Genomic DNA, 21099 nt, shown 5'->3' on the forward strand with positions numbered 1-21099 from the left:
GAATTGTGATGAGCGGAAATATTAACAAGGAGTGGCATGAACAACACAAAATGCCAAAAAACCCTACCATCGAACAGCGGATGGCATGGCATCTCGCCCATTCCAAAAATTGCAGCTGCAGGAAAATTGACGGGAAGCTCGCCGAGGAAATGAAGAGAAGAGGGATTGAGTTCTGAAGATACAGGGGCAAATGGACTATCGACTATGGTCTATGGTCTTATTTTCCGCAGCTTTTAGCTTTAAATTTGGGCTACTGGCAATTTGCGGATAATCACCTATTTTTACATTAAATCCTTAATCAATGCCATTTACCTTTTCCCATGCAGCGCTTGTCTTTCCCATCAATTGGGGTTTCAAAAAATGGACTTCCATGACCGGCCTGATCATAGGCAGCATGGTTCCTGACTTCGAAAAATTCATCAACATGAGACCGGGAAATACCATCAGCCACACTTGGGAAGGTATTTTTTGGTTCAGTCTTCCGGTAGGTTTATTGCTCTGTTTTATCTTTCACCTCTTGGTCAGAGATCCCTTGATTGACAACCTCCCGGAGCATATCAGAAAAAGGCTTCATGTGTATAAAGGTGTCAATTGGCTTTCTCATTTCAAAAAGCATTACCTCCTCATTTGTATTTCCATCATGATAGGAGCATTTTCCCATATTGTTTTGGATGGCATTACCAAAGACCATGAAAGGTTAGTCAGGTATTCTCCCCTGACCGGAAACGGCATCCACCTAAGCGATGCTATTTATTTGTCTTTTGCGCTGATTATCGAGGTGTTGAGTGGGGTGATAGGATTGATGTTGGTTTATTATTTTGTGCTGCGGCTACCGAAGGTAAGCGTACCCGGCCAAAGCATTTTCAATAAGGTGGTCTTTTGGTCTGTTTGCGTCTTGGTAGGGGGGACGGTGGTGTTTTTGCGGATTTCACTTGACGCTTCAGTGGATAAATGGGAATTGATCATCACGACCATTTCAGCTTTTATGATAGGTCTGATTGGTGCGTCGCTTTGGACGAAGATGGGCAAAAGGTCAGTAAGTGGCGGATAGGGGTAAAGGCGGATAGTCGAATTTTTTCCCGAACATGATCCTTTGGATATCCAACTAAAAGCAATTAAGTTTAGGTGATGGAAGAATTGCAATAAAATTGTTGATAGCAGCCGGAATTGGGTAGATATCAACAAGTCAAGTTGATGTACAATCGTTGCCGCACATTTAAAATATGAAGACAGAAACAAATGTAATTGGTGTTTACATGGTAGAAGGACAAACAAATGTTCATCTAATTGAGCTCGACATAAAAGCAAAACATATCGACATTGAAATTGGCGAATTTACCCAACGACAAAACGGTGTTGACCGACTCGACTGGCAGACACCTTGGGATGAAAAATACCTAAATACGGAAGGAACAGAAATTACGGGCGACTGGCTTGAAGTTCCTAAAGAAACTACAGAAACCACCAGACTTGCTTTTTTTCTGCACTTCATCGACTTTGATAACCCTTTGACAACACCATTTGGGGAGATTGACTTAAAACAACCTGAGCCAATGCCCAACAGACTTTCATCAATAATCGAATATGAACAACCGAATTGAAAAATAAAAAAACGTGCGGCAACACAGCATATAGCTTATGGCGGGTTAACGGCTGCCAGCAAGGTTTTCGCTCCGTTGCCAGCCTTGGTTTCGGTGGACGGGAAAGTGCTTCGAAACCGCCACAAGCCATATGCAACTCGTTGGCGGTAAGCACTTCGCCACTCCGACCGACAATGCTACTATCATACTTCATCACGGACAGGAAGAAAACCTTTTTCGCCTAACGACTTCATAACACTTCTCAACAAGTAGCTATTGTCAAAACGCATGACATATTTTCTTGCTCCTTCTTTTTCGGGGGCAAGCATTTTTTTATCAATCAGTTTTCTAATTTGTCTTGACACTTCAGCATCAACTTTGCCAGCAAAAAACTCCTTGACATCGGCTGCTTGAATTACTTGCATATCAACGGCTTTTTTCAAAACTTTTCCTTCTACATCTGTAATATATTTCCGTTCCAAAGAATGGCTAATTGTAGGAATTAGAATTTCTTTTCTCAAAAAATTATAATCCAAAAGCTTATCAATTTTTTCTATTTCTTCTTTCAGACCTTTTAAAACATATTCAATCCAAGCGATTATTCCTTCGTCTGTTCCTTTATCGGCTTCGGACAAATTTGTATAGTAATCATTTCGATTGCTACAAAACACAGCGGTAGGGTTTATAATTCTACCGACATTAACATTGAACCCAGTTTTGACAAGCATTGCATAAGTAAAAAGACGAACAGTTCGTCCGTTACCATTTCCAAATGGGTGAATCCAAACAAATCTGTGATGAGCAATTGCGGCTTTCAGCAAATCGTATTTTGGACTATCTTCTCTATTGACAAAATCAAGCAACTCCGTCATATAATCTTCTATCCTCAACCATTCAGGTGGTTTGTGTGAGGACTTATTAATTTTCAAATTCATTTTTCTGTATTCACCAGGAGTTCCATCACCTTCTCCGTTTGGCGGAGGTAGCAACCCATCTACAATCATTTTGTGCATCTCACTTAAAAATGCTCTGTTGATTGGATAATTCTTTACATTCTCTTCAATGAAGGCCATTGCCTTTTCAATGTTCTGAATTTCCTTTATGCTTGGTGGAACATTTTTAGTTTCAGCCAGTTTTGTTTCAATGTATTCTGCAACGGTTGTATTGTTACCTTCAATTCTTGCTGAACCAATACTTTCAAGCGTATGAAAAATATGCTTCAACTGAAAAAAAACTTTTGGATGTGTGGAGCCGCCAAGAGGTTTCTTACGGAGATAATCCAACTCAATAATTAAATCGGTTAGTGCAGAGTCGAATGACGGCTCTATCAGTTTTAAATCGAAATGTAAAAATGTGGCTTCTGACATTTGAATTTGGTTCTTATTTGATTTAACATCTTTGCAATCAAGAATTAACGAATTGACTATCATTTACCCTGTTTATCAATACTTTAAAAGTATATGGCAAATATAGACAATTAACAACCACCGTTCCAACATTTGCATAATACTTGTATTACATTTGCAAAACATGTGCAACACATTTAAAGGACATTTGAGTTAACTTAAAATGACACCAATCCGACCAGATAGTATGCCTAGCGCTAACAATACATTTGCAACAGGCGGGGTTTCGTGCTCCGCAAACAGTTTCGTAGTAGCCGAAAGTTTTGTGCTTCGCATCAACATTTTTTGTAAAAATCCCGCCACTTCGCCAAGCTGAATCCCGTTGATAGCAAGTGTGACAGGCGACAATAACAACATCATACTATATGCACGACATTCTATTTGACTTTATATCAAAATACATTTCCCTGACTGAGGAATATGAATTTACGCTTCTTTGCCAGTAACCCATTATTCTTCTTCAATCGGGACGCCTGCCTGCCGGTAGGCAGGGAAGACCGAAGACCGATGTACCGGGCATTTCAGTCCTTAGACGAGAATTATCATGGTTTTCAAATCTTATGGCATAATTGCGTACATACATAATCTTTAAAACTACAATAAAATGAAAGCAGTTATTTGCACCAAATACGGACCCCCTGAAGTTTTGCAAATTCAGGATGTCCCTAAACCAATAGCCAAAGACAATCAAATTCTTGTCAAAATAGTGGCTACTGCGGTCAACTCCGGAGATGTAAGGGTTAGAGCGCTTGATGTCAAAGGCTTTATGAAAACAGTCATGCGTTTTGTTCTTGGTTTTTCTAAACCACGTAAACCTATTTTGGGGACGGTGTTTTCCGGCATAGTAGAGCAAGTAGGAAAAAATGTAAGCAATTTTAAAATTGGTGATGAAGTGTATGGTATCACAGGTTTTAATTTTGGCACCTATGCAGCATATTTAGCGGTGTCAGATAAAAGTGTTGTTGTCAAAAAGCCATCCAACGCCACATTTGAAGAGGCAGCAGCAATTTGTTTTGGAGGTCAGACTGCCTATTACTTTTTAGAAAAAGCTAAAGTTTCAAAAAAAGCAAACTTAAAAATATTGGTTTACGGGGCAACCGGGGCTGTAGGAACAGCGGCTATACAAATAGCAAAATACCATAATGCCGAAGTTACCGCCGTTTGCAGCGAACACGGTAAAGAACTTGTCAAAGAACTTGGTGCTGATAAAATCATCCTTTACAACAAAGAAGATTATACAAAAACTGCTGAAAAGTTCGATATTGTTTTTGATGCAGTGGGCAAAATCACCAAAAAGCAATGTGGACATTTGTTAAACCATGGAGGGATTTTTAAGTCTGTTGAAAGTTTTGAAATGGCATCTGAAGAAATTGAACAACTGAATTTTTTACGGGAGCTATTTGAAAAGGGAAGATATAAAGCAACTATTGACAGAACATATTCCATAGATGAAGTTGTAGCTGCCCACAGGTATGTCGACACGGGGAGAAAGAAAGGAAATGTTGTACTAAAAATAAGTGAATGACAGGAACACCATCCACCGACGCGGGCTTTGCAAAAGTGGAGGTTCAGTGCTTCGAATGACAGTTTTTATTAAGTTTGAAGTTCGTGGCTTCGTATGAAGTTTGGCGGTAGAATCGTCCCCTTCGCAAAGCGGCAAAACGTTCATAAGATAGACCGGCTTATCACAGGAATTTCAGCTTTTATGATAGGTTTGATTGGTGCGTCGCTTTGGACGAAGATGAGGGTAAGGTAAGCAAGTGGAGGATTGGGGTAAAGGTATATATTCCGACCTTTTCCCGAACATGATCTTTTGGATATCCAACTAAAAGCAATTAAGTTTAAGTAATCGAATAATAACAACAATATTGTTTATAGCAGCCGGATTTGGGTAGATATCAACAAGTCTTGTTGATATACAATCTTTAGCTGAAATTGAACTTAAAATATTTAAACCAATAATTATATGAAAATAATAGTTACTATCATTCTTACAACGTTCTGTTTGCAGTCTTTTGCACAAAAAAATCCAAATATTCAGGCGACAAAACCAAGTGAAACCGTTCGACAAGAAATTATTCAAATAATGCAAAACTCTATTGTTGCTTGGGGTGATAGTGACACTCTAACTTTAAGCAAACTTCTTGCACCAGAGTACAGACACAGCGACATTTATGGTAAAATTCTTACTCGCCAAGAATGGCTAAACTACGCAGCTAAACCCAGGTCTGTTACAGACTATAAAACTGATGATGTTGACATTGTTTTATACAACAATAATCTTGCTTTGGTAACTGGCAAAAACAGTCACCAATCAAGCAAAAGTACCAAGCGTACTGAACTTCGATTCACACAAGTTTGGATAAAGAATAATGGACAATGGAAACGCTCAGCCTTTCAAGGAACTTTAATTGACGAGTCAAAATAGATGTTTTACTCTAACAACAGAATAACAACATCAGCTAACATCGTATTGGCAATAGTGGGGCTGACTGTTGTAAACTCAATATTTGTAATTCTATTGAGCATTTGTACAAATGTTGGGCTGGCGTTTTTCAAATGCCCCACCATCGCCAATACGTAAAACGTTACCACACATTTGAAAAATGATGCGATTAAGACTAAAAGCAATATTCACCTTCATAATTTGCGTAGAAAGCTTTGCTCAAAAAAGTGGAGAATTATATGATACTATTTCAAAGCTTGACTATACCTTTTTTAAAGCCCTGAATGAATGTGACCTTAAGAAGTACGAATCTTTTTTAGCCTTTGACTATGAATTCTATCACGACAAACAAGGCTTAACAGTTTCTAAAGCAAGCGAAATGGAGTCAATGAGCTTGTTTTGTGGAGAACAAAGAGAAAGACAGCAAATTAAAAGGGAGCTTATAAAAGAAAGTCTTGAAGTATATCCTATTGCAAATTATGGAGCTATTGAAAATGGAGAACATATTTTTCACCTCGTAATAGATGAGAATACCAGTAAACCTGTTTCAAAAGCTAAATTCACAAGTATTTGGAGCTTTGACAATAATGAATGGAAACTGGCAAGAACAATAAGTTATAATCATATTCCATACGGTAAAATTCAGCTTGATGATGAAATTCTTGAACAATACGAGGGAAACTATCAAGCCTCTGACAGAATGATTAACATCAAACAAGAAGGAAAAACTCTTAAAATGATGGATTTGGTGGATGAAAAAGAAGTATGGAGCAATGATATGCTAGCAGAAACTGAGGATACATTCTATTTAAACCAGAATAATGTTCAAATCAAGTTTATAAAAAATAGAGGGAAAGTCGAAAAAATGGCCGTTTATGAAAATGGAGAATTAATAGAAGAAGCTATAAAAGAAAAATAAAAAACATGTGGTAACAGGCGTTTGGCTCAAAGGCGGGTGACGTGGTTAATTGAACTTGCTATCTCGCATCAACTTTTGAGATGTTTTGACAGCTTTGTGCTCCGAAATCCCGCACAACAGAATACGGAAAAACGTTCTCTTTTATTTAATTATTCAAAACAAACGAACATGGTTTCGAATATTTCGTATATTCAATGCATTAAAGCAAATGCCATGAACGAAATTTATAACATAGAAAGACCTTCTAAAGAAGAGCAAAAAGTAGCCTTGGAATCCTATGGCTCTCTTGCCCCTTTATTGGATCAAATCCATTCTGATTACCTTGAGATTGAAATTGAAGAAAATAGCCAGAGAATTAAGATTCCTCTGAAAGCATTGCAATTGCTTGCTAAAATCCTAAAAGAAACCAGTCAGGGAAGACCGGTTTCCATCGTCCCAATTGCAACTGAAATTACTACCCAGGCAGCAGCCGAAATGATTGGATGTTCGAGGCCACATTTGGTTAAGCTACTTGAAAACGGAGAAATCAACTTTACGAAAATTGGCAGACATCGAAGAATCAAATATCAAGATATCCTTGATTATAAGAGAAAAATGAAAGCTGAACAAAGACAGTTGCTTATAGAAATAATGAAGGCTGACGAAGAAGCAGGGATATATGATTCATAGTGTCCGATTCACTTGTGTTCTTGATACCAATGTGATTTACCCTATTGATATTAGGGATCTTCTGTTTTGGTTTGCTTCTTATGACCTTTTTACACCAAAATGGAGTAAACATATTTTTAATGAATGGGAAAATGTAATGATTCGAAAGGGGATTCCTGACGAAGAGATCAAAAAGAGATTGAAAAAAGCGCAACTTGCTTTTCCGGATGCATTGGTCGATAATTATGAACCTCTGGTTAACTCTTTGGAATTGCCTGACGAAAAAGACAGACATGTATTAGCCGCAGCCATAAAAACAAATGCCAACATCATTGTGACGAATAACATAAAGGACTTCCCCTCAGGCTATTTGGCTAGCTTTGGTATAGCAGCAAAGACTGCTGATGACTTTATATCAGATACTATTGATCTTAACAATAATCTTGCTTTGGAAGCTTTTAGAGCTATGGTATTAAATAGAACAAACCCGAATCTTGATGAATTTGAAATATTGGACAGATTGCGAAAAAATGGTTTGATTGATTCTGCAAACTATCTACATGCTTTACTGTGAAATAGGCAGACTGAAGTCCAACATGCCCAAATTTTTCTCCTCCTTTCCTTGTAGTTTTGACAATAGGCCTTAATATTGTAAAACTAAATCTCAAATTTTTAATGAAATCCATCTATCTCAAATCCATTGCCCTATTCTTGGCTGTTGCTATTTTCTTTGCGAGTTGTGGCAGCACGACCATGATCCAATCTAATCCCTCTGATGCCAAGCTGTATATGAACGGCGAGTACATGGGAAATACGCCTTATGCCTACAGGGATACCAAAGTAGTAGGCAGCACCACTTTGGTCAGATTGGAAAAAGAAGGGTACAACCCTTTCAATACTTCTTTTTCAAGGGATGAGGAGTTGGATGTCGGCGCTTTGATCGGAGGGATATTTTTGTTGGTTCCATTCCTTTGGATCATGAAGTACAAGTCATTCAGAACCTATGAGCTTCAGCCGGCTGTCGGAGGACTTGATACCAACTACTATTCCATCCCAAGTGGTTTGGATAAAACCAAAGCCGATAAACTGAGAGAACTGAAAAAATTACTAGATGAGGGTGTGATCACCCAAGAAGAATTTGAAATAGAAAAAAAGAAAATCCTCGAAAGTTAAGGATCGATATAATTGCAGTAAATTTTTGATATGAGTATCCGCAATGTTGCACCTTGGGCTTGAAAGGACTTTATCGGGTGCGGATACTTGTCCACGGACGACGGTCCACTGTCCACAGAACCGCTAATCGTTTACCGATTATCCGCAGTTTTTATCTTTAATTTTGAGCTAATGGCAAAGTAGCGGATAATCCTAATTTTTGATTTTGGAAAGGATTCCTCTATGGATACCGTGAATACTTACTTTCCAAAACTCACCCGCTTTTTTTTGAATGCCAGAATGAAATCGTCACCTATCTGCAACTTATTGATAAAGAAAACATTAAGCTTCAGAATTAAAATATAGGTTTCACTTATTCTCACCTTTTTATATTATCTTTCTGGGAATCTTTTTCATATACAGTGCAGCATATTATTTTCTCATAGATATATACAAAATGGAAACCTTGCTTAAAACTCCCACAGGAATAGGAGGATTGGATGAAATCACAAACGGAGGATTTCCTAAAGGTCGCCCTGTTCTTATCTGCGGGAGTGCCGGTTGCGGCAAAACGTTGTTTGCTGCGCAGTTTCTGGTAAAAGGAATTACAGATTATAACGAGCCGGGCGTTTTCATGAGTTTTGAAGAAACCGCAAAAGACCTCACACAGAATTTTGAGTCATTGGGTTTTGATTTTGAAAAATTAAAAGCAGAAAAAAAACTGCAAATTGACCATGTGCACATCGAGCGATCAGAGATAGAAGAGACAGGCGAGTATGATTTGGAAGGGATATTTATCCGGCTAAATTATGCCATTGATTCTATCGGAGCCAAAAGAGTCGTGCTTGACACCATCGAATCGCTGTTTTCGGGCATGCAAAACATGGCATTGCTCCGTTCTGAAATCCGCAGATTATTTACCTGGCTCAAAGAAAAAGGTGTAACAACTGTGATCACCGGCGAAAGGGGTGAAAATTCTTTGACGAGACAGGGCTTGGAAGAATATGTGTCCGATTGCGTGATACTTCTTGATTTTCGGGTGATAGAACAAATCGCCACGCGCAGATTGCGTATCGTAAAATTTCGCGGCAGCACACACGGCACAAATGAATACCCCTTTCTCATAGGCGAAAATGGAATTTCAGTTCTCCCGGTTACATCATTGATGTTGGATTACAAATCACCGACAGAAATTATTTCCACGGGATTACCCGGATTGGACAATTTGTTTTCGACAGGGGGAATTTATCGTGCGAGCAGTACACTCATTACAGGCAATGCGGGTACTTCCAAGACAATTCTCGCCAGTCACTTTGCGATGAGCAGTTGCAAGCGCAACGAACCCACGCTCTTTTTTTCCTTTGAAGAATCTCCCGAGCAATTGGTACGGAATATGGCTACAATCGGGATTGATTTTGAGCAGGCCATCAAATCGAAACTGCTCCACATTCAGGCGTCACGGCCTTCCCTTCAAGGTTTGGAATTGCACCTGATGGTTTTGAATAAATTATTGGACGAGCTAAAACCACGTACCGTAATCATTGACCCTATCAGCAGTCTAATCACGATCGGTAATACCAATGAAGTACGGGCCATGTTGGTAAGATTAATGGATACACTCAAAAAAAAGCAGATCAACGCACTCTTCACATCGCTCACCTATGATGGTCAATCAGAATACAATAATTCTACCGTAGATGCAGTTTCTTCCCTTGCAGACACATGGATAGATCTGAAGAACGAAGCACGTAACAATGAAAGGGCACGTAGCCTCCTCATCGTAAAATCACGTGGCATGGGTCACTCAAACAACCAACACGATTTTCTTATTACAGGTAAAGGATTCCAATTTACTTCCTCAAACAAAAAATAAAAACCACATGGCAAAAGAAGAAAAATGGGAATTGCGATTATACATTGCCGGTCAGACACCTAATTCAGTACTTGCCTTGAAGAATATCACCAAGTATTGCGAGAATCATTTAGAAGGTAAATATACCATTGAAGTGATTGACCTCTTGAAAAATCCCCAGTTGGCTGAAGGAGATCAGATATTTGCCATCCCCACTTTGGTGCGAAAAGTCCCTGTGCCCTTAAGAAAGATAATAGGAGACCTTTCCAATGAGGAAAAGGTTTTGGTTGGCTTAAATATCCGTCCTGTAAAACTTTAATTTTTTTATCATGAAAAAACCTACAATGGATGAATTAAACGTTGAAGACAAGTTGGTGCTGACACTCTATATTTCAGGTATGTCCCAAAAATCAATGGAGGCTATTGAAAATCTTAAGTGGATGTGCGACAAATATTTAAAAGATTCTTTTGATCTGGAGATAATAGATATTTACAAAAACCCCAAGCTTGCCTCAGAACAACATATTGTTTTTAGTCCCTCACTATTGAAAAGATATCCGCTGCCAAAAAAAACTTTGGTAGGAACATTATCGGATACCAAAAAAGTATTGAAATCATTAGGCATTACAATCGATAAATAATTCTTTAGAAATGAAGTTATCTGCGAGGCAATCAGCATTAAAAATCGAAGAGTTGCAAAGCCGATTGGATGAATACGAGCAGGTAATTGAGGCCATTAAGGGAGGTGAAGTAGATGCCTTTGCCTTGAAGACCAATAACCAATCCGAAATTTTCACACTTCGAACCGTGGATTATGCCTATAGATTGTTGGTTGAAAATTTTGGCGAAGGTGCTCTCAACTTAACAGAAGAGGGCTTGATTGTGTACACCAACAATTATTTTCCCCGGCTTTTAAACCTTTCCTATGAGGATGTTATAGGAAATTCTATTTATCAATATGTACATCCTGAATCCAGAGAAACATTCAGCAAACTTTTTCAAAAAGCCTTGACCTCGCAAATAAAAGGCGAAATATATTTATCACTTGCCAATAACAAAGTTCCGGTTTATATCTCTCTCACCTCCTTGTTTCCCACGATCCCGACGGTCGGTATGATTATAACCGACTTGACCGAAAAAAAGAAGGAAGAAGAAATATTGAAAAGTAAAAACGCTGAATTAATAAAATTGAACAATCAACTTCAAGCATTCGCTTACATTACCAGTCACGATCTACAGGGACCGCTCCGCAAAATTCAAATTTTGATTTCCCACATTATCGATAATGAAAGAATTAAACTTTCTGAAAAGGGTAAAGATTTTTTGAACAGGGTGCAATACGCCGCAAATTCAATGCAGGTACTCGTTCAGGATTTACTTGAATACTCACGTACTAATACGGTAGTAGGGAAATTGGAATACACCGAACTAAATCAGATTATCGATGAAGTGAAGGATGAACTAAAAGAAGAACTGGAAGACAAAAAAGCAATCGTGGAGGTAACAGCACTGAATAGTGTCAATATTATCCCTTTCCAGTTTCGTCAACTTATGCACAATTTGATTGTCAACGCATTAAAATTTTCTAATCCAACGATCAGACCATACATCTTGATTAAAAGTGAAATAGCAAAGGGCATTGCATTTGACCATGTCAAGCTTACACCTCAAAAAGAATATTGTCACATTTCTGTTTCTGATAACGGCATCGGCTTTGAACAGGAATACAGTGAGAAAATATTTGAAATATTCTACCGCCTTCATCAACAAACAGATTATAATGGTACTGGCATCGGACTTGCCATCGTTAAGAATATTGTAGAAAATCATAGCGGAATAATAATAGCCACCAGTAAACTAAATAAAGGCACCACATTTGACATTTATATTCCTACAACATTGGAAGACTAAGGTAACCAACAACCTGCGCATGAGAAGCAGATCACAGATATCATTTCTGTAGGAGAATATCGGTAACTGGCAAAGGAGTGGATAACCTTATTTCCTAAATCAAGTATTTTCTTTTGGGCGCAACTTCCACGACTATTCCCGCCCAATTTTCCAATAAGGCACGGTTAATGCACTTGTTTACTGCGGCTATTCAAAGCCGGAGGCCGGGATATAGTTTTTGGCCCAAATCAACATGACAAAATGGGTAAAGAAAATAGATTCAAGATAAAAGACCTGCCCGGGCTGTTGTGGGAGGCGGGGAAGCTTTGGAATAAGAATAATCCTTGGAGATTAGGCGCCGTCGTGGCCTATTATGCGGTGTTGTCCCTGCCGGGATTGCTCGTTGTCGTCATTAGTGCCGTTGGGGCATTTTGGGGACAGGAGATCGTGCAGGGGGAGATTACAGGGCAGATTTCGGAGGCCATCGGTCCGAGTGCTGCGGAGTCTATCGTCTCCATCATCGAAAATTCGAGTAAGGATAACAGGACAGTTTTTGCTACCGTGATGGGGGTGTCAGTGTTGTTATTCGGTGCTACGGGCGTGTTTTACCAGCTTCAGATTTCTATGAATGAGATATGGAGTGTCAAAGTAGACCCAGATGCAGGTTGGTGGAAAATTGTCAAAGACAGGGCTTTGAGTTTGGCTTTTGTGATGGTCATTGCGTTTTTGCTGTTGATCAGCTTCGTGGTGTCTACCGCATTAACCGTTTTGAGTAGATTTCTATCCAGACTATGGGAGCCGGCATACGTGTACATCGCCCAGTTTTTCGAGTTTGCTTTGTCCACATTTGTTATTGGACTTTTGTTTGTATTGATATTCAGGTTTATGCCCGATATGAAGATCAAATGGAGATCAGTTTGGTTGGGGGGATTTATGACAGCTGTATTATTCAACCTGGGTAAGTTCTTGCTCAACATATATTTTGGAGCTGCTGATCCGGGTTCTACCTATGGTGCTGCAGGTTCTGTCGTGTTGATTTTACTTTGGGTATCTTATTCCTGTCTGATATTGTTCTATGGGGCAGCATTTACAAGGGTCTATGCGGAGAAATATGAACATAAGGTTCATCCTTCTGATTTTGCCATGAAGGTTGTCGAAAAGGAAATCATTGTAGAGAAGGGAAATGAAAATATTCCGACAGAAGATAAATGATTGAATAAGCCATTGAAATATATAATTAAATGAGATAAATTATCTTATTTTGTTCTTTTCGTCATGTAGGAACATTTTTTATAAATATTTTACAAAACAAATCAAAGTATGGAAACGATAGGCAATATGGGAATGGGGGCCATTGTTGGGTCCAATGGGGTGACTTTTAGGGTATGGGCACCCAATGCCAACAAGATTTTTGTAATGGGTAGTTTCAATGGCTGGAATGAGGATGAATTTGAATTGGAGCATGAAAATGAGGGCTATTGGGCAGTGCATGTAGAGTCGGCATCGGAAGGGGACGAATACAAATTTGTCATCTACAATGGAGAGATGAAAATCACCAAAAACGATCCTTTTGCCCGGAAAGTGACCAACAGTGTGGGCAATTCTGTGGTCATTGACCTTTACAAAGATTGGAACGACCATCAGTATCGCCTCCCTTCTTTCAATAACCTGGTAATCTATGAGCTCCACATCGGTACCTTCAACAGACAAGGATTGAATGAAGGGGAAGTAGGCAATTTTTATACTGCAGCCCAAAGGCTGGATTATCTCCGTGACCTTGGGATCAATGCCATAGAAATCATGCCGGTGATGGAATTTGCCGGAGACCAATCTTGGGGATATAATCCTGCACATCCTTTTGCAGTAGAATCAGCCTATGGCGGACCGGAGGGTTTGAAGCATTTTATCTTCGAAGCACACAGCAGAGGAATTGCCGTGATTATGGATGTGGTTTACAATCATTTTGGACCTTCGGATATTGACTTATGGCAATTTGACGGATGGAAGGAAAACGACCTTGGCGGAATTTACTTTTACAATGACCACAAGGCAAAGACTCCCTGGGGTGAAAACCGCCCGGACTATGGCAGGAAAGAAGTAAGGAATTTCCTCCGGGACAATGCCATGATGTGGCTGGGAGCCTATCAATGTGATGGGCTAAGGTTAGACGCCACAGCGGTGATCAGGTTTTTGGAAAATGAAAACCCACACAACCATGCCATATTGGAAGAAGGTTATCAGTTTTTACAGCAACTGAATGGTGAAATCAGGTCCAAATTTCCAGGTAAAATTTTGATTGCAGAAGACCTCAAAGCGGATCCAATAGTGACTTCGGATATTAAATTAAATGGACTAGGCTTTCATTCCCAATGGGGTTTGGGATTTGTCAACCACCTCAGACGGGTGCTCCTCGAAATTGAAGACAAACACCGAAACCTCCAATTGGTGGTGGAATCCCTGTTTTTCTCCTTCAACAATGACGTTTTCCAAAGGGTGATATTTACCGAATCCCATGACGAGGTGGCCAACGGCGCAGCTCGTCTGCCAGAGGAAATACAGCCTGGTGAAGCTGACGGAGAATATGCCAAAAAGAAATCCACCTTGGGAGCCATTACCTTAATGACTGCTCCAGGAATACCCATGATATTTCAGGGTCAGGAATTCATTACGCATGGAACTTTTACCGATACCGAACCCTTGGATTGGGAGAGGCAGTCTGTTTTCAATGGTATTTCGAGGATGTACCAAGACCTGATCAGGATGCGAAATGGTCGGGATCAAGCCTTAATCGGACTTACAGGTCAACTTACGGAAACCTTGCACTTCAACCAAGAAACTTTGGTTTTAGCATATAGCCGTGGTCATAGGGACCATCGAGACCGTCCTGTCGTCGTAGTGCTCAATTTTTCTCATCAGAATTACAACGATTATAAATTCGGAGTTCCGCATGGGGGAAGATGGCATGTGAAATTCAACAGCGGTTGGCAGGGATATGATGAGGATTTTGCCGGGACGGAGATTCTAGCCGTGGAGGCCGACGGACCTTTTGAAGGTAAGCCTCATTCAATTTTGGTGGGTCTTCCGGCGTTTGGGGGGATCATTTTGATCCGATAAATAGACCATTCATTACTTCTCCCTTTTTAGAAACTAAAATTTCAAAAATAAAAAGAATGATGTTGCATTTATTGTATCAGCGGTGCGGAATTGAGGCATAAATATGGTAGCTTGAGAAAAGTAGGAATTACCTGCCACTCACACGTTCTTGCTGTTGCTGAAAAAAGCTTCCGTATTAAAATCGAATAACCGGCATGGAACAATCCAAAGCAGAAAAAAAAGAAAAGGACTCAACCGCGGAACCTACGCATAAAGCTGATTTTCCTATCGTGGCGATCGGCGCTTCTGCAGGCGGATTGGAAGCTATTTCTGAATTTTTGAAATACCTCGCTCCTGACACGGGTATGGCTCTCATTTATGTACAGCACCTGAGTCCTGATCACAAGAGTATGCTTACCCCACTTTTGGCCAAAATCACTTCCATGGATGTAGGGGAGGTTGAAAACAAAGTGGTGATTAAGCCCGATACATTTTACATCATTCCCCCTGACAAAGAAATCTCTGTAGAAAAAGACCAAATTATCTTATCACCAAGGCCGGAAAGTCCCAAATTCAATTTTCCCATTGACATCCTTTTTACCTCTCTATCAAAGACCCACAGGGAAAATGTGATCGGGATCATCCTGAGTGGAAGTGCCACCGACGGTACGATGGGAATGAGATCAATCAAGGAAGAAGGCGGACTTACCTTTGCCCAAGATGGTTCTGCAAAATTTGACAGCATGCCCAAATCCGCTATTTCTGCCGGTTTGGTTGATTTTATACTTTCCCCAAAAGAAATAGCACTCGAGCTGAATAGGATTAGCCAACATCCTTTGATCAGGTTTTCGGGCAAGAAAACACGGGAAGAAGACTTGATTGACGATGATAATCCTGACCTGATAGCCATTATCCAAAGCCTCCTGAAACTCACCGGGGTAGATTTTTCGGTGTACAAAATGAGGACTATCAAAAGAAGAATCCTCAGGAGAATGCTACTCAACAAAGTAAGTAATCTCCAAGCCTATTTGCTTTTGATAAAGGAGAACAATGAAGAGATGGCCATTCTCTACCAGGATCTCCTGATCAATGTGACCAGTTTTTTTAGGGATTCTGATACTTACAGATATTTGAAAGAAACCATTTTACCAAACCTTCTGAAGTCAAAAAAAGGAGAAAGTTCCTTCCGGGTATGGGTCCCTGCTTGTTCTTCCGGTGAGGAGGCATTGTCCATCGCTATCATGATTCTGGAAATCCAGGAAAATACGGGGACCCATATCCCTTTTCAGATGTTTGCTACAGACCTGAGTGAAAAAGCCATACAAAAAGCGAGAAGCGGGGTGTATTCCAAGGAAGAATTGGATTCAGTTTCCCCTCAAAGGTTGCAGCGGTTTTTTACCAAAACAGGCAGTAATTATAGGATTTCCAAAACCATCAGAGATATCTGTATTTATGCCCCCCACAATGTGCTGAGGGATCCGCCCTTTTCAAGAATAGATTTTATAAGCTGCAGGAACCTGTTCATTTATCTGGATACAGCTGCCCAAAAAAGAGTGCTGTCAACTTTTCATTATGCACTCAATGATACCGGATACTTGATGTTGGGCAAAGCAGAGACCATCAGTTCCTCTCCAAATCTTTTCTCGGAGGTCAACAAAAAGTTTCGGATCTATTCAAAAAACAACAGTGCCGACTCGCGCAAATTACCTTTACCGACTACCAGAATGCCAAAAGCAGATAGCTATTCAAAACAACCCGCAGTAGATGCCGATTTCAAATCAGATAGGATCAAAACCAATGCCTTACAGACCAGCAAAAACTTGGATCAGGCTATCAATGAGTTGATTATTGCAGATTTTTTACCGGCCAGTGTCGTGATCAACAGGCATATGGAAATCCTTCAGTTCCGGGGAAAAACCGACCTTTACCTCAGTCACGATTCCGGCAAGGCCTCTTTGAATATCCTGAAGCTTGTCCGTAAAGAGATAGCTTTTCACCTGAGAAATCTGATTTCCAAATCCATCAAAACCAATAAGAGGTTGAGAAAAGGTGGAATTGAAGTTTATATTGACGATGCCCTTGTTGTCATCAGCATAGAGGTGGCACCGCTTCAAGCAGACACGGAAGATTTATTATTGCTGGTGGTTTTTTCCAAACACGATCAGATTGCCGGTTCGCATAAGATAAAAGGAAAAGATGAAAGCCTTAATTCGATTTTATATATCAAAGAACAAAAAATAAAACAGCTCGAGGAGGATTTGGCTTCTGCTCAGGATGATGCCATGGAAATGTCCCAAGAGCAGGAGGGATTTATAGAAGAGTTACAAAGCGCCAATGAAGAGGTAGTTTCCAGCAATGAGGAATTGCAGACGGTCAATGAAGAACTCGAAACGTCTAAGGAAGAACTCGAATCCTCCAACGAGGAGCTCGTCACAACCAATCAGGAGCTCCAGACACGAAATGACCTGCTTAATGAATCCTACGATTATTCCAATGCCATCATTGCCACGCTCCATGAGCCTATGATTGTCCTGGACAAAAACCTTCGGATCAAGACTGCCAACAAATCTTTTTTCAGGATTTTTCAACTGAAAGAGGATCAGGTCGATGGCAAGAAGTTGTTTGAAATGGAAGAAAAGCAATGGAATATTGAAAGCCTTCGGGAATTGCTTGAACATATCATTCCCAAAAATTCCTCTTTTAGCAACTTTAAGATAACACACACATTTCCCAGGATTGGTGAAAAAGTTTTTTTACTCAATGCAAGCCGCCTAATCCAAAAAAGTCATGGGGACCAGTTGATCTTACTTTCTTTCAATGATATCACAGCAGCCATGCAAACGCAAAAAAATGAATTGGAAGAATATACCAAAGACATCAAGGAAACAAAGATCTACAATACCAAGCTAGAAAAGGCGGTTTTGGAGAGGACCAAACAACTTGACCTATCCAACAAGGCACTGTCAGAAAAAAACAACGAACTCGGAAGGATGAACAAAGAGCTTGAGGCCTTTGCCTACGTCTCCAGTCATGATTTACAAGAGCCGCTGAGAAAGATCCAAACATTTGCCGATAGGATATTAGAGAAAGAATTAGTAAACTTATCGGATTCTGGCAAGGTATATTTTCAACACATGCAAAAATCAGCCAACAGGATGCAAAAGCTGATTGAGGAGCTGTTGACTTTTACCAGTCTCAATTCTGCCGAAAGAAAATTTGAGGAACTTCCGCTTGAAGATATTGTCCATGACGTACAGATGGAAATAAAAGAAGAATTGGAAGCGAAACATGCGGTCATTACCATCGAGAAAATGTGTAAAGTCAGCGTTATTCCCTTTCAATTCAGGCAATTAATTAATAACTTGATCAGTAATTCATTGAAATTTTCCAAACCCGGAATCCCGATCAAAATCAATATTTTCTCTGAGATCGTGAAGAAGGAAAAAATCAAAACAATTGAAAAACTGAGCCAAGAATCCTATTGCCATATCAGGTTTGCCGATAACGGCATTGGATTTGACCAAGAGTACAGCCAAAGAATTTTTGAAGTATTTGAAAAATTGCATAGCAAAGATGAATACCCGGGAACAGGGATCGGACTTGCCATTGTCAAAAAGATTGTAGAAAACCACAATGGTTTTATATACGCTACAAGTGAATTAAATAAAGGGACTATCTTTGATATTTATTTACCAGCCAAAAAATGAATGTAAAATCCATTAAAATCCTGTTAGCAGATGATGATGAAGCAGATAGACTGTTGTTTAAGGAGGCTTTTGATGAATTGAATATTGGTACATCGGTAGACACCGTCAATGATGGAGAAGAACTGATGACCCTTATGCATAATACTGATAACGAAAACCTCCCTCATATTTTGTTTCTCGACATCAACATGCCCAGAAAGAACGGTTTGGAATGCCTGAAGGAAATCAGATCCAACCAAAAATACAAGGAGGTTTCAGTAGCCATCTATTCGACTTCTTCTTCCGAAAACGACATGCAAGAGACTTTTCTTCATGGCGCAAATGTCTATATCCACAAGCCAAATGATTTTCAAAAATTAAAGAAAGTTCTGGAAAAAGCGATCACATATGCAAATATGTACCAGAATCCACCCTTTAATAAAGAAAATTTTCTGTTAATGGCAGAATAAATTGCTAGATTTAAAATAAAGTGGAATATCAAAAAATACATATCAAATACATGGTCAGCTATCGCTGTATCATGGTAGTCAAAGAAGAACTCAAGAGTCTGGGGATATCCTATGCCAATGTCAATCTGGGCGAAGTGGAGATTTTGGAAAAAATCAGCAATTCCCAAAGAGAATCTTTGAGTATCAATTTAAAAAAAATCGGACTCGAACTTCTTGATGATAAGAAAAGCATTCTGATCGATAAAATCAAGAATGAAGTGATCAAAATGATCCATCACTCAGAGTCCTTGCCTAAGGTCAATTATTCCGACCATATGAGTGAAAAATTGGGGTACGACTATACGTATTTATCAAATATTTTTTCGGAGGTACAGGGCATCACTATTCAGCAGTTTATCATTTTCAATAAAATCGAAAAAGTAAAAGAGCTCCTGCTGTACAATGAACTCAACTTGACGGAGATTTCTTACCAACTTGATTACAGCAGTGTGTCCCATCTTTCCAACCAATTTAAGAAAGTAACGGGATTGACCCCTTCATTTTTCAAGCAAATGAGAGAAATGAGAAAAAATATGCTTGTTTGAGTTTGATTTTTGAAGAAAACATTTTTTGCCAAAGGCAGACCATCTGTCAGCATATCGTGGGGTTTTTTATATAGTTACCACCAATAATTACAGGATTTTTTGATTTGGGAGAATTCCGAAAACGTGGTGTGAATGTTGGGCTTGTTTTATCTGATAAATAAGTTTATAACATTTAAAAATAACTCACCATGACACATTCAGAAGAATTGACCACTGCACTCAATGACCTTGTATTGATTAACAATGACAGGATCGAAGGCTACCAAAATGCAATCGAATCAGTAGAGATCCAAGACGCTGATTTGAAGATGCTCTTTGCCAAACTGATTTCAAACAGCAGAGACCATGTGGCTGTCCTTGGCGATATGATATCCGAAGCAGGCGGAGAAGTGGATAAAGGAACGACGACTTCCGGCAAAATCTTCCGCATCTGGATGGATGTAAAATCTGTTTTTTCGATGGATGACAGGACAAGCGTCTTGGAATCCTGTGAATCAGGCGAAGATGCTGCTTTGAAAGCTTATGATTTGGCCCTTGCTTCTGATGCAGAAATGAGCGCCGATGTCAGAAAGACTTTGATGGACCAAAAATCATCCATCAAAACTGACCACGACCTGATCAAAAAAATGAGAGATTTGCACAAAAGTATGGCCTAATTTTTAGCCATAAAGTTTATAGCTAAAGGGAAAAAGCAGGATTTGGATGAATTAATAGGGTTGGTAAGTAGCTTTCAGCCGCCGTCAACAGAATATCGATCACTTCCATAATCCGCGCTTTTTCTCTCTAGCTTCTTTTTGGAGCTGGACAAATTGGTCCGCATGTCTGACATTGGGAGGCACCGTCATGACAGAAGCATAGCCGTTTTTGATCAGATGGGCGTTGAGAAAAATGCCGTTCTCGAGATACACATATGCCAAAGTTCTTTTGTACCTGTCGTACTTGCCGACATCGTATTCCAGCCTTACTTTTTTACCGGTCAAAAGTTGCTCAAGGTAGATTTTTGATTCCTTGCCATAGTATCCTATTTCTTTTTTTCCTGACTTCCTGGATTCAGGCGCATCCACGCCGATCAACCGGATCTTCTCATTTTCGTTTTTCCCATTGATGATCCAAAAAGTATCCCCGTCCACAATTTTAGAAACCGGGTACCACTTGGGTTCGGTCTGTGCAGGAGACGGAATTGCGGATAAAAAAAGAAAAAGGACGAGTAGGAGGAAATATTGGGTTTTAAGCATGGGTGAAAGTAGGGAATTTTTTAGAACTGGGAAGCGAGCCCTTCGACTTCGCTCAGGGAACTAACAGGCAAGAAAAGAGAGGCGAGATGCGAGAAACGAGACTTGATTCTCCAAAGATTTAGGTTTTAGGGAACAGGA

At 39.7% G+C, this 21099-nt stretch carries 21 protein-coding genes; 19 read left to right on the top strand and 2 right to left on the bottom strand.

All coding sequences use genetic code 11. The annotated features are described in order from the left end of the window. Positions 1–8: 8 nt before the first annotated feature. The 3 genes from MMU05_RS02785 to MMU05_RS02795 all read left to right on the top strand — a co-directional run bounded on the left by MMU05_RS02785 (position 9) and on the right by MMU05_RS02795 (position 1601). Positions 9–176, top strand: coding sequence for a hypothetical protein (locus MMU05_RS02785; protein ID WP_241140141.1), 168 nt, complete (start codon positions 9–11; stop codon positions 174–176). Between the two features lie 125 nt (positions 177–301). After that, a complete protein-coding gene (locus MMU05_RS02790) occupies positions 302–1051 on the top strand; it encodes a DUF4184 family protein (RefSeq protein ID WP_241140142.1) in 750 nt (249 codons plus the stop codon). Between the two features lie 172 nt (positions 1052–1223). Beyond that, positions 1224–1601: a hypothetical protein gene (locus MMU05_RS02795; RefSeq protein ID WP_241140143.1), complete on the top strand. Its 378-nt coding sequence runs from the start codon at positions 1224–1226 to the stop codon at positions 1599–1601. A gap of 182 nt (positions 1602–1783) precedes the next feature. Here the strand turns inward: MMU05_RS02795 and MMU05_RS02800 are convergent, their stop codons facing one another. Further along, positions 1784–2947, bottom strand: coding sequence for a Fic family protein (locus MMU05_RS02800; protein ID WP_241140144.1), 1164 nt, complete (start codon positions 2945–2947; stop codon positions 1784–1786). A 643-nt stretch (positions 2948–3590) separates the two neighbouring features. Between MMU05_RS02800 and MMU05_RS02805 the strand changes: the two genes are divergently transcribed. The 16 genes from MMU05_RS02805 (at position 3591) to MMU05_RS02880 (ending at position 20382) form a co-directional block, all read left to right on the top strand. Continuing rightward, complete coding sequence (locus MMU05_RS02805) at positions 3591–4511, top strand: NAD(P)-dependent alcohol dehydrogenase (RefSeq protein ID WP_241140145.1); 921 nt, start codon at positions 3591–3593, stop codon at positions 4509–4511. Positions 4512–4952: 441 nt separating this feature from the next. Beyond that, positions 4953–5414 (top strand): nuclear transport factor 2 family protein, encoded by a 462-nt coding sequence (locus tag MMU05_RS02810; RefSeq protein WP_241140146.1) that lies wholly within the window; start codon positions 4953–4955, stop codon positions 5412–5414. Between the two features lie 178 nt (positions 5415–5592). Further along, the gene (locus MMU05_RS02815) at positions 5593–6351 is read left to right on the top strand and encodes a nuclear transport factor 2 family protein (protein WP_241140147.1); all 759 of its coding nucleotides are present in this window, start codon (positions 5593–5595) and stop codon (positions 6349–6351) included. A 168-nt stretch (positions 6352–6519) separates the two neighbouring features. Next, a complete protein-coding gene (locus MMU05_RS02820) occupies positions 6520–7020 on the top strand; it encodes a helix-turn-helix domain-containing protein (protein ID WP_241140148.1) in 501 nt (166 codons plus the stop codon). Beyond that, on the top strand, positions 7010–7573 hold the full coding sequence (locus MMU05_RS02825; RefSeq protein ID WP_241140149.1) for a VapC50 family PIN domain-containing toxin: 564 nt from the start codon (positions 7010–7012) through the stop codon (positions 7571–7573). Before MMU05_RS02820 ends, MMU05_RS02825 begins: the two co-directional genes overlap by 11 nt. A 101-nt stretch (positions 7574–7674) precedes the next feature. Further along, complete coding sequence (locus tag MMU05_RS02830; RefSeq protein WP_241140150.1) at positions 7675–8172, top strand: PEGA domain-containing protein; 498 nt, start codon at positions 7675–7677, stop codon at positions 8170–8172. A 436-nt stretch (positions 8173–8608) separates the two neighbouring features. Next, a complete protein-coding gene (gene kaiC / locus MMU05_RS02835; RefSeq protein ID WP_241140151.1) occupies positions 8609–10024 on the top strand; it encodes a circadian clock protein KaiC in 1416 nt (471 codons plus the stop codon). 7 nt (positions 10025–10031) lie between these two features. Next, the gene (locus MMU05_RS02840) at positions 10032–10322 is read left to right on the top strand and encodes a circadian clock KaiB family protein (protein WP_241140152.1); all 291 of its coding nucleotides are present in this window, start codon (positions 10032–10034) and stop codon (positions 10320–10322) included. Positions 10323–10332: 10 nt separating this feature from the next. Continuing rightward, entirely contained in the window at positions 10333–10644 is a 312-nt protein-coding gene (locus MMU05_RS02845) for a circadian clock KaiB family protein (RefSeq protein ID WP_241140153.1), read from the top strand. 64 nt (positions 10645–10708) lie between these two features. Further along, positions 10709–11914 (top strand): ATP-binding protein, encoded by a 1206-nt coding sequence (locus MMU05_RS02850; protein WP_241140154.1) that lies wholly within the window; start codon positions 10709–10711, stop codon positions 11912–11914. Between the two features lie 240 nt (positions 11915–12154). Further along, positions 12155–13105, top strand: a complete 951-nt coding sequence (locus tag MMU05_RS02855) for a YihY/virulence factor BrkB family protein (protein ID WP_241140155.1) — start codon at positions 12155–12157, stop codon at positions 13103–13105. A gap of 108 nt (positions 13106–13213) precedes the next feature. Further along, the gene (locus MMU05_RS02860; protein WP_241140156.1) at positions 13214–15007 is read left to right on the top strand and encodes an alpha-amylase family glycosyl hydrolase; all 1794 of its coding nucleotides are present in this window, start codon (positions 13214–13216) and stop codon (positions 15005–15007) included. A gap of 194 nt (positions 15008–15201) precedes the next feature. After that, positions 15202–18693 (top strand): CheR family methyltransferase, encoded by a 3492-nt coding sequence (locus MMU05_RS02865; protein ID WP_241140157.1) that lies wholly within the window; start codon positions 15202–15204, stop codon positions 18691–18693. After that, positions 18690–19142 carry a response regulator gene (locus tag MMU05_RS02870; RefSeq protein ID WP_241140158.1) on the top strand — a complete coding sequence of 151 codons (453 nt, stop codon included), beginning with the start codon at positions 18690–18692 and terminating at the stop codon, positions 19140–19142. The genes MMU05_RS02865 and MMU05_RS02870 overlap by 4 nt, the downstream gene beginning before the upstream one ends. 20 nt (positions 19143–19162) lie before the next feature. Then, positions 19163–19726 (top strand): helix-turn-helix domain-containing protein, encoded by a 564-nt coding sequence (locus MMU05_RS02875; protein WP_472843683.1) that lies wholly within the window; start codon positions 19163–19165, stop codon positions 19724–19726. A gap of 188 nt (positions 19727–19914) precedes the next feature. Further along, on the top strand, positions 19915–20382 hold the full coding sequence (locus MMU05_RS02880; protein ID WP_241140159.1) for a ferritin-like domain-containing protein: 468 nt from the start codon (positions 19915–19917) through the stop codon (positions 20380–20382). Between the two features lie 99 nt (positions 20383–20481). On the opposite strand, the gene MMU05_RS02885 is transcribed toward MMU05_RS02880, so the two are convergent. Continuing rightward, on the bottom strand, positions 20482–20961 hold the full coding sequence (locus tag MMU05_RS02885) for a thermonuclease family protein (protein WP_241140160.1): 480 nt from the start codon (positions 20959–20961) through the stop codon (positions 20482–20484). Positions 20962–21099: the final 138 nt, after the last annotated feature.

Origin of the sequence: Cognataquiflexum rubidum (genome assembly GCF_022538115.1) — a bacterium.
Lineage (GTDB): Bacteria > Bacteroidota > Bacteroidia > Cytophagales > Cyclobacteriaceae > Cognataquiflexum > Cognataquiflexum rubidum.